Origin of the sequence: Nocardioides lacusdianchii (assembly GCF_020102855.1) — a bacterium.
Lineage (GTDB): Bacteria > Actinomycetota > Actinomycetes > Propionibacteriales > Nocardioidaceae > Nocardioides > Nocardioides lacusdianchii.
On sequence record NZ_JADHZD010000003.1, the window covers coordinates 352670 to 367247 of the forward strand.

General features: G+C 72.3%; 20 protein-coding genes. 9 read left to right on the forward strand and 11 right to left on the reverse strand.

The genetic code is table 11. From position 1 onward, the window contains the following. Positions 1 to 20 precede the first annotated feature (20 nt). The gene (locus IRX98_RS06270; protein WP_224274836.1) at positions 21 to 233 is read right to left on the reverse strand and encodes a hypervirulence associated TUDOR domain-containing protein; all 213 of its coding nucleotides are present in this window, start codon (positions 231 to 233) and stop codon (positions 21 to 23) included. Between the two features lie 52 nt (positions 234 to 285). After that, positions 286 to 846 carry a helix-turn-helix domain-containing protein gene (locus IRX98_RS06275; protein WP_224274838.1) on the reverse strand — a complete coding sequence of 187 codons (561 nt, stop codon included), beginning with the start codon at positions 844 to 846 and terminating at the stop codon, positions 286 to 288. Between the two features lie 66 nt (positions 847 to 912). Between IRX98_RS06275 and IRX98_RS06280 the strand changes: the two genes are divergently transcribed. Together IRX98_RS06280 and IRX98_RS06285 are read left to right on the forward strand one after the other, a co-directional pair. Then, positions 913 to 2484 (forward strand): bifunctional NAD(P)/FAD-dependent oxidoreductase/class I SAM-dependent methyltransferase, encoded by a 1572-nt coding sequence (locus IRX98_RS06280; RefSeq protein WP_224274840.1) that lies wholly within the window; start codon positions 913 to 915, stop codon positions 2482 to 2484. Positions 2485 to 2518: 34 nt separating this feature from the next. Then, on the forward strand, positions 2519 to 3007 hold the full coding sequence (locus IRX98_RS06285; RefSeq protein ID WP_224274842.1) for a TspO/MBR family protein: 489 nt from the start codon (positions 2519 to 2521) through the stop codon (positions 3005 to 3007). A 47-nt stretch (positions 3008 to 3054) separates the two neighbouring features. Here the strand turns inward: IRX98_RS06285 and IRX98_RS06290 are convergent, their stop codons facing one another. Beyond that, on the reverse strand, positions 3055 to 3570 hold the full coding sequence (locus tag IRX98_RS06290) for a gluconokinase (protein ID WP_224274844.1): 516 nt from the start codon (positions 3568 to 3570) through the stop codon (positions 3055 to 3057). Beyond that, positions 3567 to 4934 (reverse strand): GntP family permease, encoded by a 1368-nt coding sequence (locus IRX98_RS06295; protein WP_224274930.1) that lies wholly within the window; start codon positions 4932 to 4934, stop codon positions 3567 to 3569. Before IRX98_RS06295 ends, IRX98_RS06290 begins: the two co-directional genes overlap by 4 nt. Positions 4935 to 5076: 142 nt before the next feature. Here IRX98_RS06295 and IRX98_RS06300 point away from each other — a divergent pair, with 142 nt between their 5' ends. The 7 genes from IRX98_RS06300 (at position 5077) to IRX98_RS23370 (ending at position 10924) form a co-directional block, all read left to right on the forward strand. Next, complete coding sequence (locus tag IRX98_RS06300) at positions 5077 to 5394, forward strand: WXG100 family type VII secretion target (protein WP_224274847.1); 318 nt, start codon at positions 5077 to 5079, stop codon at positions 5392 to 5394. After that, positions 5391 to 5690, forward strand: coding sequence for a WXG100 family type VII secretion target (locus tag IRX98_RS06305; protein ID WP_224274849.1), 300 nt, complete (start codon positions 5391 to 5393; stop codon positions 5688 to 5690). The genes IRX98_RS06300 and IRX98_RS06305 overlap by 4 nt, the downstream gene beginning before the upstream one ends. Positions 5691 to 5803: 113 nt before the next feature. Beyond that, complete coding sequence (locus IRX98_RS06310; protein ID WP_224274852.1) at positions 5804 to 8050, forward strand: hypothetical protein; 2247 nt, start codon at positions 5804 to 5806, stop codon at positions 8048 to 8050. A gap of 114 nt (positions 8051 to 8164) precedes the next feature. Further along, positions 8165 to 9400 (forward strand): WXG100-like domain-containing protein, encoded by a 1236-nt coding sequence (locus IRX98_RS06315; protein WP_224274854.1) that lies wholly within the window; start codon positions 8165 to 8167, stop codon positions 9398 to 9400. After that, entirely contained in the window at positions 9397 to 9756 is a 360-nt protein-coding gene (locus IRX98_RS06320) for a DUF7674 family protein (protein ID WP_224274856.1), read from the forward strand. The genes IRX98_RS06315 and IRX98_RS06320 overlap by 4 nt, the downstream gene beginning before the upstream one ends. A 110-nt stretch (positions 9757 to 9866) precedes the next feature. Beyond that, positions 9867 to 10139 carry a hypothetical protein gene (locus tag IRX98_RS06325; RefSeq protein WP_224274859.1) on the forward strand — a complete coding sequence of 91 codons (273 nt, stop codon included), beginning with the start codon at positions 9867 to 9869 and terminating at the stop codon, positions 10137 to 10139. 47 nt (positions 10140 to 10186) lie between these two features. Then, the gene (locus IRX98_RS23370; RefSeq protein WP_224274861.1) at positions 10187 to 10924 is read left to right on the forward strand and encodes a matrixin family metalloprotease; all 738 of its coding nucleotides are present in this window, start codon (positions 10187 to 10189) and stop codon (positions 10922 to 10924) included. A gap of 23 nt (positions 10925 to 10947) precedes the next feature. Here the strand turns inward: IRX98_RS23370 and IRX98_RS06335 are convergent, their stop codons facing one another. From IRX98_RS06335 to IRX98_RS06365, 7 genes are read right to left on the reverse strand one after another with little or no spacing between them, the layout of a single operon-like run. Further along, positions 10948 to 11169, reverse strand: a complete 222-nt coding sequence (locus tag IRX98_RS06335; RefSeq protein ID WP_207082675.1) for a hypothetical protein — start codon at positions 11167 to 11169, stop codon at positions 10948 to 10950. Between the two features lie 46 nt (positions 11170 to 11215). Further along, entirely contained in the window at positions 11216 to 11962 is a 747-nt protein-coding gene (locus tag IRX98_RS06340; protein WP_224274863.1) for an MOSC domain-containing protein, read from the reverse strand. A 22-nt stretch (positions 11963 to 11984) separates the two neighbouring features. Then, entirely contained in the window at positions 11985 to 12494 is a 510-nt protein-coding gene (locus IRX98_RS06345) for a mycothiol transferase (protein ID WP_224274866.1), read from the reverse strand. 4 nt (positions 12495 to 12498) lie between these two features. Beyond that, positions 12499 to 12738, reverse strand: coding sequence for a hypothetical protein (locus IRX98_RS06350; RefSeq protein ID WP_224274868.1), 240 nt, complete (start codon positions 12736 to 12738; stop codon positions 12499 to 12501). A 55-nt stretch (positions 12739 to 12793) separates the two neighbouring features. Continuing rightward, positions 12794 to 13915, reverse strand: coding sequence for a serine hydrolase domain-containing protein (locus IRX98_RS06355; RefSeq protein WP_224274870.1), 1122 nt, complete (start codon positions 13913 to 13915; stop codon positions 12794 to 12796). A 21-nt stretch (positions 13916 to 13936) separates the two neighbouring features. Then, positions 13937 to 14326 carry a type II toxin-antitoxin system VapC family toxin gene (locus tag IRX98_RS06360; RefSeq protein WP_224274872.1) on the reverse strand — a complete coding sequence of 130 codons (390 nt, stop codon included), beginning with the start codon at positions 14324 to 14326 and terminating at the stop codon, positions 13937 to 13939. Continuing rightward, a complete protein-coding gene (locus IRX98_RS06365; RefSeq protein WP_224274874.1) occupies positions 14323 to 14568 on the reverse strand; it encodes a type II toxin-antitoxin system Phd/YefM family antitoxin in 246 nt (81 codons plus the stop codon). The genes IRX98_RS06360 and IRX98_RS06365 overlap by 4 nt, the downstream gene beginning before the upstream one ends. Positions 14569 to 14578: the final 10 nt, after the last annotated feature.

Sequence of the window (14578 nt, forward strand, 5' to 3'; positions counted from 1 at the left end):
CCAGCCTAGGAGCGTGACCCTCAGGCCCGCTCGACCTCGCTCTGGAGCTTGAGGACCGTGGTGCCGTCCTCCTGCTCGATGACGTACGCCGGGTCGTCCTCGCTGCCGTGGCGGGTGACCTCGTTGCCCTTGGTCGTGCGGGAGACGTCGTCGTGGTGCACCTCCTTCACGGTGCCCTCGGCCCACGAGGAGCCCCACTTCCACTTCACTGTCGTGCCGGTGCGGATCGCCATGCACCCACGGTGCCACCGGGCACCGACACCGACCTCACCCCAGGGCGTGTCCTCAGGAGCGGACGTGCATCCGCTCCCCCTGCGGCCCGAAGATCGCCAGCACCTCGGCCGGCGTCGGGCCGGGGTTGCCGATCCAGTGCGGCGTGCGGGTGTCGAACTCGACGACCTCGCCGGGCTCCAGCGTCAGGTCGCGCGTGCCGAGGACGAGCCGGACGCGCCCGCTGAGGACGTAGAGCCACTCGTAGCCCTCATGGGTCTGCAGCGTCGGCACCGGGTCCCGGTCGACCGGCATCACCATCTTGAAGGACTGCAGCCCGCCCGGGCGCCGGGTGAGGGAGATGAAGGTGCGCCCGTGCCGCACCACCGGCTTCGACCGGATCCGCGGGTCGCCGGTCTCGGGGGCGTCGACGAGCTCGTCGAGAGCGACCCGGTGGGCGCGCGCGAGCGGGAGCAGCAGCTCGAGCGTGGGCTTGCGCTGCCCCGACTCCAGCCGCGAGAGCGTGCTCACCGAGATGCCGGTCTCCTCGGCGAGGTCGGTCAGCGTCGCCTCCCGCTCCAGCCGCAGCTGTCGCAGGCGGGGCCCGACGTTGCGCAGCACTCCCTCGTCGTCCATGCGGCCAGTTTGCCATTACAGCAAGGATGTTTGTCAAGAGCGCGAAACCCGTCGACCATGGACGGCATGAGCGATGACATGACTTTCGACGTGGTGGTGGTCGGCGGCGGCGTGGCCGGCCTGAGCGGTGCGATGGCCCTCGGCAGGTCGCGGCGGTCGGTGCTGGTGATCGATGCCGGCGAGCCCCGCAACGCCCCTGCCGACCACGCCCACAACTACCTCGGGCGCGAGGGCGTCCCCCCGCTCGAGCTGCTCGAGATCGGCCGCGCCGAGGTGGCGGCGTACGGCGTCGAGGTGCTCGCCGACCGGGTCGTCGGCCTGTCCGGCGAGGCGGGCTCGTTCCTCGTCACGACCGAGGGCGGTCGGCGCGTCACCGCGCGACGGATCCTGGTCACGGGCGGCGTCACCGACGAGCTGCCCGACGTGCCGGGGCTGGCCGAGCGGTGGGGCAAGGACGTGCTGCACTGCCCCTACTGCCACGGCTGGGAGGTCCGCGACCAGCGGATCGCCGTCCTGGGCACCACCCCGATGGCTGGGCACCAAGGGCTGCTCTTCCGCCAGCTCTCCGACGACGTGACGCTCATCGTCTTCGACGGCGTCGAGCTGCCCGTCGAGGAGGTGGAGAAGATGGCCGCCATCGGCGTGAAGATCGTGCACGGCACCCCGCAGGAGGTCGTCACGGGCGACGGCGACGCGCTCGTCGGGCTCCGCCTCGCCGACGGCTCGGTGCTCGAGCGCGACGCCATCGTGGTGGCCTCGCAGCCGCACGTGAGCGTCGACTACCTCGGCCCGCTCGGCGTCGAGCCGGCGCCGTTCGAGATGAACGGCGTCGCCTACGGCTCGGTCGTCCCGGTCGAGCCCACCGGCGCCACCTCGGTGCCGGGCATCTTCGCCGCCGGCAACGCCACCGACATCTCGATGACCCTCATCGCGTCCGCGGCGCACGGCGTCCGCGTCGGCGCGTGGATCAACGCCGAGCTCGCGAACGAGGAGGCGGCGGCCGCGGTCGCGGAGCGGAGGGGCAGTCTCTTCGAGCGACCCGCGTGGGAGGAGCGCTACTCCGGCGACAAGGTGTGGAGCGGCCGCGTCAACGTCCAGCTCGCGGCCGAGGCCGCCGACCTCCCACCGGGTCAGGCGCTCGACATCGGCTGCGGCGAGGGCGGCGACGCCCTGTGGCTGGCCGAGCGGGGCTGGCAGGTCACGGCGTCGGACTTCGCCGAGGCGGCCCTGGCCCGGGTGACCGAGCACGCCGCGGAGGCCGGTGTCGGCGGCCGCGTCGAGACCCGGCTGCTCGACGTCCGCACGTTCGAGCCCGACGGCGAGACCTGGGACCTCGTCACCGCGCACTTCGTGCACCTGCCCGACGGCGGCATGGTCGATGTCGTACGCCGACTCGCCTCCGCGGTCGCCCCGGGCGGGACGCTGCTCGTCGTGGGCCACGCGCCCAGCGACGTCCACTCCGGGCTCCGCCACGGCCACGACTCCTTCATGCACACCGCCGACCAGCTGTTGCCCGCGCTGGGCGAGGAGTGGCAGGTCGAGGTGTGCGAGTCGCGGCCGCGGACCCAGGCGCACCCGGAGACCGGCGAGGAGATCGCGATCGCCGACGCGGTCCTGCGGGCCCGCCTCCAGGGCTGAGGCCTACCTCAGGAGCGGTCGGCATGATGGGGACATGACCTCTCGGGACATGCCCCTCGTGCCTCCCGCCCGCCAGTGGTGGACCGTCATCCCCTTTCTCGTCGCCGTCACGGTCGTGGCGGGCGTCGGCGGGCTGGCGGCCTCGTCGGCGCAGGCGACCTACCGCGCGCTCGAGCTGCCGCCCTTCGCTCCCCCGGCGTGGCTCTTCGGCCCGGTGTGGTCGGTGCTCTACCTCTTCATCGCGGTCGCCGGGTGGCTGCTCTGGCGCGCGCGGGGCTGGGACGGCGTGCTGTGGCTGTGGGCCGTCCAGCTGGTGCTGAACCTTGCGTGGACGCCGCTGTTCTTCTCCGCCGACCGCTACGTCCTGGCCCTGGCCGACATCGTCCTGCTCGACGTCGCGGTGGCTGCGCTGATCATCCTCGCGTGGCGCACCTCGCGGGTCGCCGCGTGGCTGCTCGTGCCCTACCTCGCGTGGACCTGCTTCGCGACGGCGCTCAACGCCGGCATCGTCGTCCTCAACTGAGCCAGCTGGGTTGAATTGACGTCAATACAGCCGCAAAGGTCGGTCGCTCAGAGCCCGAGGCGTGCCAGCACGAGCGCCGCGATGCGGTCGACCGGCAGCGCCGGGTCGACGTCCATCCCGCGCTCGTCGGCGTGCAGCGGCTCGAGGGTGTCGAGCTGCGACTCCAGCAGGCTCGGCGGCATGAAGTGGTCGCGGGCGTTCATCCGCTCGAGGATCATGTGCTTGTCGCCGGTGGAGTGGACGAAGAAGGTCCCCTCGCCCCCGCGCCGCAGGACCTCGCGGTAGGTCCGGCGCAGGGCGCTGCAGGTGATGATCGTCGGCTCGCCCCTGGCGTCGCGCTCCGCGGTCCATGCGGCCAGCGACTCCAGCCAGCCCCACCGGTCGGCGTCGGTGAGCGGGATGCCCTCGCGCATCTTGGCGACGTTGGCCTCCGGGTGGAAGTCGTCGCCCTCGGCGAACTCCCAGCCCAACCGCTCACGGACGGCCTGGGCCACCGTGGACTTGCCCGACCCCGAGATGCCCATGAAGACGAGGTGGATCGGCGCTCCCGGGTCGGTCGTCATCCGACCGCCCACACGCCGAGGGCGATGACGAAGATCGCGAGGCCGAGGGTGGTCTCCATGACCGTCCACGTCTTCAGCGTGGTCTTGACGTCCATCCCGAAGAAGCGACCGACCAGCCAGAAGCCGGAGTCGTTGACGTGCGACAGCACGGTCGCGCCGGCGGCGATGGCCAGGACCAGGGCGACGAGCTGCAGCGACGACGGGTCGGCCTCGGCGACCGCGGCGGACAGCAGGCCGGCCGTCGTGGTCAGCGCCACGGTCGCGGAGCCCTGGGCCACGCGCAGGATCGTGGCGATGACGAAGGCCGACACGATCAGCGGCAGCCCGAGGTCGGCGAGGGAGTCCGACAGCGCCTCACCGATGCCGCTGTAGCGCAGCACGCCGCCGAACATGCCGCCCGCGCCGGTGATCAGGATGATCGCGCAGATCGGACCGAGCGCGTCGTTGAGCAGGCCCTCGATCTCGGCGCGCGAGTGGTGCCGGATCGCCAGGGTGTAGGTCGCCACCAGCAGCGCGATGAGCAGCGCGACCGGGGTCTGGCCGATGAAGATGAAGAAGTCCGCGACGCCGCCGTCGGCGGAGATCGTCTCGTTGGTGCGCAGGGTGGTGAGGATCGTGTTGCCCGCGATCAGCAGGACCGGGAGCAGCAGGATCCCCAGCACGTGGGCGAAGCCGGGGCGGGCGCCCTCGTCGACCTCGCGGCCGCCGGTGAGCACCGAGTCGTTGACCGGGACGTGCACCTTGCCGAGCCAGCCGATCGTCACGGCGTAGACGCCGACGGCCCACGCGACGACGGCGGCCACGACGCCCACCAGCAGCGTGAGGCCGATGCTCGCACCGATCTCGGTGGCGGCGGTGACCGGGCCGGGGTGCGGCGGGACGATCGCGTGCATGGCGGCGAACGCGCCGGCGGCGGGCAGGGCGTACATCAGGACCGAGCCGCCGAAGCGCTTGGCGACCGAGAAGATGATCGGCAGGAAGACCACGAGGCCGGCGTCGAAGAAGATCGGCAGGCCGAAGAGCAGCGCCGCGATGCCGAGCGCCAGGGGCGCGCGCTTCTCGCCGAAGCGGCTGATCAGGGTGTCGGCCAGCACCTGCGCACCGCCCGTCACCTCCAGCAACCGGCCGATCATCACGCCGAGCCCGACGAGCAGCGCCACGGCGCCGAGCGTGCTGCCGAAGGCCGCTATGGCAACCGACGGGACGTCCGCGAGCGGCACCCCCGCGGCCACGGCGGTGCCCATGCTGACGAGCACGAGCGCCACGAAGGCGTGCATGCGGAGCACGATGATGAGGACGAGCAGGACTGCGACGGCGAGCGCGGCGATGAGCAGCAGGGTGCCCGAGCCGTAGACGGGGGTCATGGTGTCCACGAGGTACCTCCGAGGTGGGTTGGCCTCACCCTAGGCGCCGGGCCGGACACCCGGCACCTCCGTCGGGGCACTTGTCCACAGATTGCCGCGCAGGGGTGTCGCCGCGGGCGACCGGCTCGCCACCATCGGAGACATGATCCTCTCGGGAAACCTCAGCCTCGACCGCGCCGCCCACGCCGCGGCCTCTTCCTCGATGTCGGCCCGCCTGGCCGAGCTCGACCAGCGCCGTCGCGCCGCGGCCACCACGGTCGACGCGCTGCTCGCCTCGTGGCGCGGTGACGCCGCGACGCACTACTCCTCGCGCTGGCAGGAGTGGGACGGTGCCGCCACCGACGTCGTCGACGCGCTGTCCGCCCTGCTCGGCGCGATCGACCTCGCGCGGCGCGACCTCAAAGCCTCCGACACCGGCACCGCGGCGCGCGGCGACCAGCTGGCGGGACGCCTCGGATGACGGCGTACGACGTCGACCTCGACGAGCTGCGCGCGGCGGTGCTCGAGCTGGCCGCCTGCCAGCGGGGCCTTCTGGCCCTCGCCGGCGAGGTCGACGCGGGGCAGGAACAGCTCGACGCCGGCTGGCTGGGCATCGCGAGCAGCGCCGAGGCGACGGCGTACGACGGCTGGCGCCGTGGCTGCGCGGACATGGTCACCGCCCTCGCGGCGCTGCGCGCGATCGCCGAGGCGGCCGACGGGCACTACTCCCACGCCGTCGGCTCGACGGTGGCGCTCTGGCGCCAGGTCTCCGGCTGACAGTTGGCCACGCGACAGCATCACAAGTCCCCGCGCCGACCCGTCAGGCGATTCTTGACACAGTTCCACGATTGTCCCGCGCTGACCGACCCGGGCTCCCTACACTCCCGCGGGTGACTGACCCAGATCTCGGCGCCTCGCCGCGCCACCAGCCCTCCTCCACGCCCGCGCCACGGCCCACGCCCGGCATGCCGGCCGGCCTCCTGCTCGCGTGGCGCGCCCCGCTGGTGGCGTACGGGGTCACGCTGGCGGCGAGCGTGCTGCTCGGCGTGCTGACCCTGGTGGCGCTGGCCTCCGGCGACGCCCCCTCCGAGGCCGAGGAGCTCTCCGACGCGACCGACGGGCTGCTCGCTGTCCTTGCCCTTCCCTTCCAGCTGACGGCGATGGCGCTCGGCGGGCGCATCGGGCTCTCCACCGACGACTTCTCCGTGTCGTTGCGGGCGCTGCCGCTGGTGCTGACCGCGACGTACGTCCTGGTGCTGGCGCGCACGGCCAGCAGGGTCGAGGGGCGCTCTCCTGCAGCCTCGCGCCAGGAGCGGGCCCTCGTCTCGGGCGCGACCGCCGTGGGAGCGACCGTCGCCATCGCCCTCGTCACGAGGCTGCTCGCCCTGCGTGCCGACGACAGCGCCATCCACGCCCTGTCCGTCTCGCTCGTCGTCGGCACCCTCGCGCTCACCTTCATGGGCGACTTCCTCGGCCGCGAGCTGCGGGTGGTCGGACTTCCCGCTGCCGCCCGCTCGTGGACGCCTGCCGTCGTCGCATGGCTGGCGCACATCGGCCTCTGGATGGTCGTCTCGCTGCCGATCCTCTTCGTCCTTGCGTGGATCGACTCCGGCTTCCGCGCCGCGCTGTCGATCCCGCTGTGGTGGCCCACCGCCGCCTTCTGGACCTACGCGATGGGACACCTCTCGGGCATCGGCGCGTCCGGGTTGAACACCTACGCCTGGAGCGGCGACGGCGTCCTCGCGCCAGTGGTGCTGCTGCTCGGCGCCGTGGCAGCCACGACCTTTGCCTCCTTGGTGTGGCACCTGCGTGCGCGCCGGACCCCCGCCGAGCTCGCCGGGCCCGCCTCGTGGGTGCGCCTGCCCGTCGCCTTCGCCGTGGGCGGCATCGCCGTGACGCTGCTCTCGACGATCAGCATCGGTGGCGGCCTCCTTGGCGTCAGCGGCTCCTTCACCGTCATGCCCGCCGCGTGGACCTGCCTGCTGCTCGCCCTGTGGGGCCTGGTCGCCGAGGCGCTGTCGCGGAGCATCGCCCCACGCCTCGCCGCCGCGCTCCCGGCGACCATCCTCGCCCGCCTGCAAGGACCCGCGGTCGCGGCGGCCCCTGAGGACGGGCCCGCTGCGGACCCGGTGGCCACCACGCCGATGTCACCCGAGCAGGCCCGCAAGGCGCGCCGGATCGCCCTCGTCGTGGGCGCCGGCCTGGCGCTGGTCGTCGCGGCAGTCGTCGCGGTCAGCGTGATCGGGTCCACCTTCTTCACACCGGAGAAGGCGGCGGAGGACTACGTCGAAGCGCTCGCGGACGGTGACGTCCAAGCCCTTGCGGAGTCACTGCCCGAGGGGCAGGAGCTCTCTCCGCTGCTGCTCACCGACGAGATCTACGAGGCTGCCGGGGACCGGCCGACCGGCTACACGCTCGGTGACGTCAACGTCCTCGGCGACGACGCGATGGTCGAGGTCGAGGCAGACGGCGGTGTCGGTGGCAGCTCGTACCTCTCGCTGGAGAAGGGCGACAAGAAGTTCGGGATCTTCCAGGAGTGGAAGGTGACCGAGGGACTCACGTCCGCCCTCAGCATCACGACCGACGACGCGGAGGAGTTCGCGATCAACGGGGTGGCCGTCGAGGCGCCCGCCGAGGGCTACGGCACCTTTGCCGTGCTCCCGGGCTCCTACGAGGTCGACCCCTTCGCCGGCAACGAGTGGGTCGAGGGCGCCGTGAGCGAGGTGGCTGTCGCACTGGGTGACTACGCATCCCCCGACATCTCGGCACCCGAGCCCTCGGCCGCCTTCGTCGAGCAGGTCGACTCCGAGGTCACGTCGTGGCTGGACGAGTGCATGGCGAGCACCGAGGCCGAGCCGCCCGGGTGCCCGCAGTCCGCCTTCGTCTTCGGCGACGTGCGCGACCTCACCTGGGAGCTCACCGAGGCCCCGACGGTCGACTACGACTTCTTCGACCCCACCTTCCCGATGGATCTCTACGTCTCGGACGGCGCCGCCACCGCGACCTACGAGGTCGATGAGTCGTACGGCTTCGGTGCGCGGCAGTGGGTCGAGGAGACCGATGAGTCCTCGCTGAGCTTCTCGGTCGAGGTCGACGAGGTCGACGGGGACCTCGAGGTCACTCCGGACTCCTACTGATCCGCTTGTCCACAGCCGGGCCCGCGGGGGTGGCGATCGCCTCCCCCGCAGCGCTTGTGCGGAGGGTTCACCAAGGCCGCTGACGCCTGCCTGACGGCCAACCAGACCGCGGCGGTGCTGACCGAGTCACTGGCCTCCCGCCTGTCGTCCCACGCCGGGATGGCCGGCAACGACGCGACGAGCGCGGGCTTCGCAGCGTCGTACGACACGGGCGCGACCGAGGCACTCGCCGCGCTCGCCGACCTCACCCACGCCTTCATCGGGGCAGGCCGACTGCTCGCCGCGACAGGTCGCCACCACGCGGTGGCGGAAGCGGGGGCAGCCGGACTCCGCACGTCGGCGTACGTCGGCGGCGACCTGCACGAGAACGACTACGTCCGCGTCCAGCCGGCCGCTCCACCGTCCACCCTCGGCGGCCAGGAGCCGTCGCTGGGCAGGATCGACGCGTGGATCCTCGACCAGGTCGAGGGCTTCGTCTGGCCGGGAGCGGACGTCGAGGGACTGCGCAAGGCTGCCACCGACTGGCGGCGCGCGGCCGCGACCACTTCGCGACTGGCCGATCACGTCGACGCTGCCGTCGCGCTCGTCGAGCAGCAGCGCTCACCCGAGGTGCCCCTCGCCGTCGACGCGCTGACCGACCTCGCCGGACTGATCGGCGACACCGCCTGGCAGCTCTCGACGGTGGCGAGCGCCTGCGAGGAGTACGCCGCCGCGGTCGAGGAGGCCCGCGAGCGCACGCGCGCCCTGCTGGCCGAGATCGCGCAGATGGTCGTCGAAGGTGCCGCAGTGACCGCCCTCGTCGCCGGCGTGACCGGCGGGCTGGGCGGGAGCGCTGCCCTCGGCGCAGCCGCGGCCAGGGTCCGGGCGCAGGCGCCGCGCTTCCACGCGCTGCTCCTCGCCCTCCGCGCAGGCACGACGACCGCTGGGGCACGGCTCGACCGTGCCCAAGACGACCTGGTGCGCATCCGTTCGCAGGTCGAGCGGTTCATCCGCGTACCGGCGCGCAGCGAGCGCGGGAGCATGAGGGGGCCGGGAGGCTGGGCTGGCAGTGCTCGTACGCCCGGGCGCGCCCGTCCCGAGGTGGAGGACGCGAAGCTCAACAACTACGTCCGACATCTCTTCAAGGGCGTGGACAACGACAAACGTGTCGGCGACGGCACCACCATGGACGCCATGCGCCATGAGCTCGCCGCAGGTGGTCTCGTGCACGGCAAGGACCACGTCAGGAAGGGGCGTGAGATCTTGAACGGACTGGAGCGATGGTTGCGGACCAGGCAGGACGCGTCCCAGCACGACCGTGACACAGCGGCGCGCCTGGCAGAGGAGCTGAGGAGGTTGTTGGACCAGTGAGCACCGAGAGTGACTTCATCCACGCGCTGGTGGACGTTGTGCCGGAGCTGCGCCCCCAGTTGCAGCAACACCTGTCGGACGAAGAGGGTGAGCTTCTCCCTTACGTCTTCCTCGGAGACGTGGCTGCGTGGCTCCACGAGCAGAGCCAGCCCGATCCCCAGCGCGTCAGCGAGGTCTTCGCCTGGCTCGAGGAGCGGTTCGACGGCGGTGACTTCGACACCCGCAACCTGATCGATGTCGGCCTGGTCGAGATGCTGCCAGCGCATCCCGACGGCGCGACGGTCCTGAGCCTGCTCGGGCCGCAGCTGCGCGCGCGGGCGGAGGTCGCCGGACTACTCCCGACTGACGAACCGTGACAGAGCGCCCTGAGCGCGCAATTTGAAAGACCTCCTCTGGGTTTCCTCCAGACCTCGTCAATCGGCGCATGGACCTCCCCAGCCTTGGGCAGGGGAACAGGGTGATCCCCGTGGGAAGCTTCGACCACGACCGTGTCGCGCACGCCGCGATGACGGCCCGCCGCGCTGCCCGGATGAGCGAGGTCGAGGCATCCCGGAGGGACGCAGAGGCGGTCATCGAGAAGCTGCTCGAGCAGTGGCGCGCCGACGACCTGGCCGGCACCGCGTCGGCGTACCTCTGGGACACCACGGCGATGGAGGCGATCGACGCCCTGTCCACCCTGTTGGCGAAGGTCGACCTCGCCCACGGCCCTCCGCTGATCAGCCAGCGCACGCACTCCTGATCCCCGGACTCCACACGCGCTGACCACTGCCCGGCGATACTCGTCGGGTGCCCCGCCGCCACCGCTCGACGTCCGTCTCGGTCGTCCTCACCGTGGCCCTGCTGGCGGCGGTCGTGCTGCTCCACCCGTCGTCACAGATGCAGAGCGTGCGCAGCCTGGTCGGCCTCGGGCAGGAGCGGGTGCTGCCCGCACCGCCGATCGAGTCGCTCGGTGGGGCCTACGCCTTCTCCGCGACGCAGCCCCGCTCCGGTGAGCCGGTCGGGTGGGACCCGTGCACGAAGGTGGAGTACGCCGTGAACCCGGCCGGGATGCCCGACGCCATGCGCCCGCTCGTCGAGCGGGCCGTCGACCGCATCTCCGCCGCGACCGGGCTGGCCTTCGAGGACGCCGGCAACACCGACCGCCGCCCCTTCACGGGCCCGCTCGTGCGGCTCGGCGGCGGACGACCGGTCGTGATCGGCTGGGGCGACGACGCGGAGTTCCCCGGCCTGGCCGGACCTGTCGCGGGCCTCGGCGGCGCGGCCGCGGAGGACGGCGCACAGGGCCGGCGCTACTACGTGACCGGCGGGATCGTGCTCGACGTCGAGGCCTTCACCGACGCGGCGGTGGCCCTGCAGCCGCGGATGGTCGAGGCCATCGTGGTGCACGAGCTCGCCCACGTGGTCGGTCTCGACCACGTGGCGGAGCCGATGGAGCTGATGTACGCCGACAACACCGGCCAGGTCGAGCTGGGGCCCGGCGACCGCGAGGGCCTGGCGCGGCTCGGGTCGGTGCCCTGCGGCTGAGGCACGTCAGCCGCGCAGATGACTCAGAGGTGGTGCAGCTTCGCGAAGGGCGGGGTGATCCGGTAGGCCTGCGAGCCGAAGTCGACCGTCACGGCGTGGCTGTCGACCTTGACGACCTTGCCGAGGCCGTACATGTCGTGGCTGACCCGGTCGTCCACGTCGAAGACCTTGATCTCCGCCTCCGCCGCAGGCTTGAACGGGCTGCTCTTCAGGTGCTTCGGCCGTGAGCCGCTCGAGGAGGTCATTTGACCCAAGTATGCACCTCGCTGGGTGATTCCGCGCCTTCTCACCTCACGCGGGGGCGACCACGCCCGGCCGCACGCAGGCGGCGTACACCCCCAGTACAGGCTCCCCCGCTGCGTTCGTCGGGCGCGCGCCGACCAGCGCCCTGAGCAGCCTGAGGTCCTTGGCGCCGGTGTCCGGATCGTGGTCGACGACCGCGCAGCGCGGCACCGGTACGCCGACCCGCAGGCGCGCGGCGCCCACCCCGACCTCCGTGCCGAGCCAGGTGTCCTCGACGTAGGGCTCGTCGGTCTCCACGACGAGCGTGGCGCGGAACCTCGCGGCCGCGACGGGTCGTCCCAGGCGCTCGGTCAGGTCGTCCAGGGTCGCGGTGCCGACGAGCGTGACCGGGTCGCCGAAGACCACCCCGCCGCGCGGCGCGGAGGCCAGGCGTACGTCCGTGCCGAGGAAGCGCGACACCAGCGACGCGTGCGGGCCCGCGGTCAGCGTGAGCGGGACCGATCGGCCCCAGTAGTCGCACGCGACCGTCTCCCCCGACGCCTCCGGCACCCCGTCGGCGGACGACCCGTCGGGCAAGGTCAGCGCAAGGAGGCCGTCGTCGACGGAGGCGACGACACCCATCAGCGACGGGTGCTGGACCGTGCGCAGCACCCGCCGTGCACCGACGTCGACCAGGCACCAGACGCGGTCGCCGACCGCGCCCCGCTCGTCGAGCTCCAGCCGCGGCACCGGGCGGTGCCGCATCCCCTTGACCGGCGCGAAGCCAGCGCTGCGGACGACGAGATCGGCGGGCATGCGGCCCATCGTCCCAGCCGCGTCAGGCGTCGGTCGCCCGCAGGAGCCCGATGACGTACGCCGCCTGCCCCAGGTGCTGCAGGCAGTCGCCCTGGATGCTGACGAGGCGCTGGCCCGCCGTGACGGGCGGGTTCCAGTTCTGGTCGACCTCGCGCTCGAGCTCCGCCTCGTCGACGGTGAGCAGGTAGCGCGCGGTCGCGAGCGTCACCTCGTGGTGGTAGTCGACGAGCAGCCGCGGGTCCTCGATGCGGATCGCGTCGACCTGCTCGTCGGTGTGGCCGTAGCCGATGTCGTCGGTGTCGTTGGGCAGGCCGAAGCGGTCCTGGAAGTCCTCCCAGACCTGCGGCTGGTCGGCCAGGTGCGCGACGTGGTGGTCCTGCACCCGGGCGAGGTGCCACAGCAGCCAGCCGACCGGGTTGCCGGTGCCGCCGGGTCGCTCGTGCAGCGTGCGCTCGTCGAGGCCCTGGGCCACACCGTCGTACAGCTCGGTGATGCGGCCGAAGCCCTCGGTCAGCAGTCCACGGACGTCCATCGGGTCACTCCGCCGGCGTCGCGGACCTGACCTGCGGCGCGCTCGAGTGCTCGTCCTTCATGTCGTCGATCTCGGCGAGGATGCGCGAGCGCTCCCCGTCGTCGAGCGACACCTGCGCCTCGCGCAGGCCCTCGTCGAGCTGCTGCGCGATGGTGCTGTCCTCCGCGCTGTACTGGTAGGAGCTCACCTCGTCGACCACCCGCTGGGCTGCCTCGATCGCTGCCTGCTGCGCTTCGTCAGTCATGCCGTCCACCGTCGACGACGCCCTCTCGCCGCACAACGCCCGTCGGGGTGGGGGCTCACCCGACCGCCCTCCAGAACGCCTCCAGCGCCCCCGCCGAGTCCGGCCCCCCGAGCTCGACCTGGGTGAGGACCACGCTGACCGTGGCGTGCTGCGGGTCGACGTACGCCGCGGTGCCGGTGCCGCCGACCCAGCCGTAGCGGCCGACGACGTTCCACGGCTGCAGGACCGAGGTGTCGACGCCGCCGCCGAAGCCCCAGCCCTGCCCGTCGAGGAAGAAGCCGCCCATCTCGCGCTGCTGCGCGGTGGTGTGGTCGGTCATCATCCGCCGCACCGACGTCGGCCGCAGCAGTCCGTCTCCCTCGGCGAGCAGCATCCGGCCGAAGGCGAGCATGTCGTCGGCGGTGGTGACGATCCCGCCCGCGCCGGAGGCAAAGGCGGGCGGCTGCGCGAAGGCACCGTCGGGTTCGTCGGTGGCAACGAGCCCACCGTCGCGGTGGCCGAAGAGAGTGGTGAAGCGGTCGCGCTTCGCGGCCGGCACGTGGAAGCCGCTGTCGACCATGCTGAGAGGCCCGAGCAGCCGCTCGGCCATCAGGTCGGCGAGGTCCTGGCCGCCGGCCCGCGCGAGCAGCACGCCGAGGACGTCGTACGACGCGTTGTAGGTCCACCCCTCGCCCGGCTGGTGGATCAGCGGGATGTCTGCGAGGCCTCGCATCCACTCGTCGGGCGCCGGCACGGCCCCGACGTCCTTCGATGCCTGGCCGAGCCGCTCCACCAGCAGCGGCACGACCGGCGACTCGACGGTCGCGAACCCGTGGCCGGAGGTGGAGGTGAGGAGGTGGCGCGCGGTGATGGGCCGCACGCACGCGACGGTGTCGTCGAGCGCGCTGGTCGGCGTACGCAGCACGCGCGGCTCGGCGAGCTCGGGGAGCAGGAGGCCGACCGGGGCGTCGAGGTCGAGCAAGCCGTCCTCGACGAGCAGCATCGCCAGCGCCGCGGTCAGCGGCTTGGCGATCGAGGCGCCACGGAAGATCGAGTCGCGCCGCATCGCTGCGACCTCGGTGCCCTGGCGTCCGAGGACCGCCACCTCGACGTCGTCGCCGCGTGAGACCAGCGCGACCAGCCCGGGGACCGCGCCAGAGTCGACGTACGGGCGGAGCGCGGCAGCGAGGTCGGCCATGGTGCGACGGTAGTCGTGGGATCAGGAAGGGGCGAGGACGTCGAGACCCAGCAACGTCGCCGCCTCGACCATGCGCACGTCGTAGGTGATGACCGACTCGACCTCGAGCCGGATCGCAGCGGCCAGGTGGAGGGCGTCGAGCGATCGCAGGCCGGCTCCCGGGAGGAGGCCGGCCTCGGCGAAGAGGGGCGGCGGCAGCTCGTAGAGGTCCACCCCGCGCAGCAGCTGTGTGACGACCTGCTGGGTCAGGCCAGGCTCGCGTGCGACGACGCGTCGCAGCTCCGTCTCCAGCAGCAGGCATGCCACCAGGGTCGACTGCTCGCGACGGAGCTCGTCCACCAGCGCGTCCGACTCTGCTTCAGCCACCAGCAGCTTCACCGCAGCCGACGTGTCGAGGTAGCACCGCCTCAACGATCGCCCCGGAGGTCGTCGAGGTGGTCGGTCATCGGCCGCGACGCTGCCACGCGCGGCAACGCCGTGACGTCGTTCTCCGGAGCGGCGGACCGGACCCGTCGCAGGTCCGAGTCAGGGATGGGCATCAGCCGCGCAACGGGGACCCCGCGTCTGGTCACGGTGAAGGACTCCCCTTCCTCGACGGCGCGGATGATCGCCGCGTTGTCGTTGCGGAGCTCACGCTGACTGATCGTCCTCACAGACCGCAAC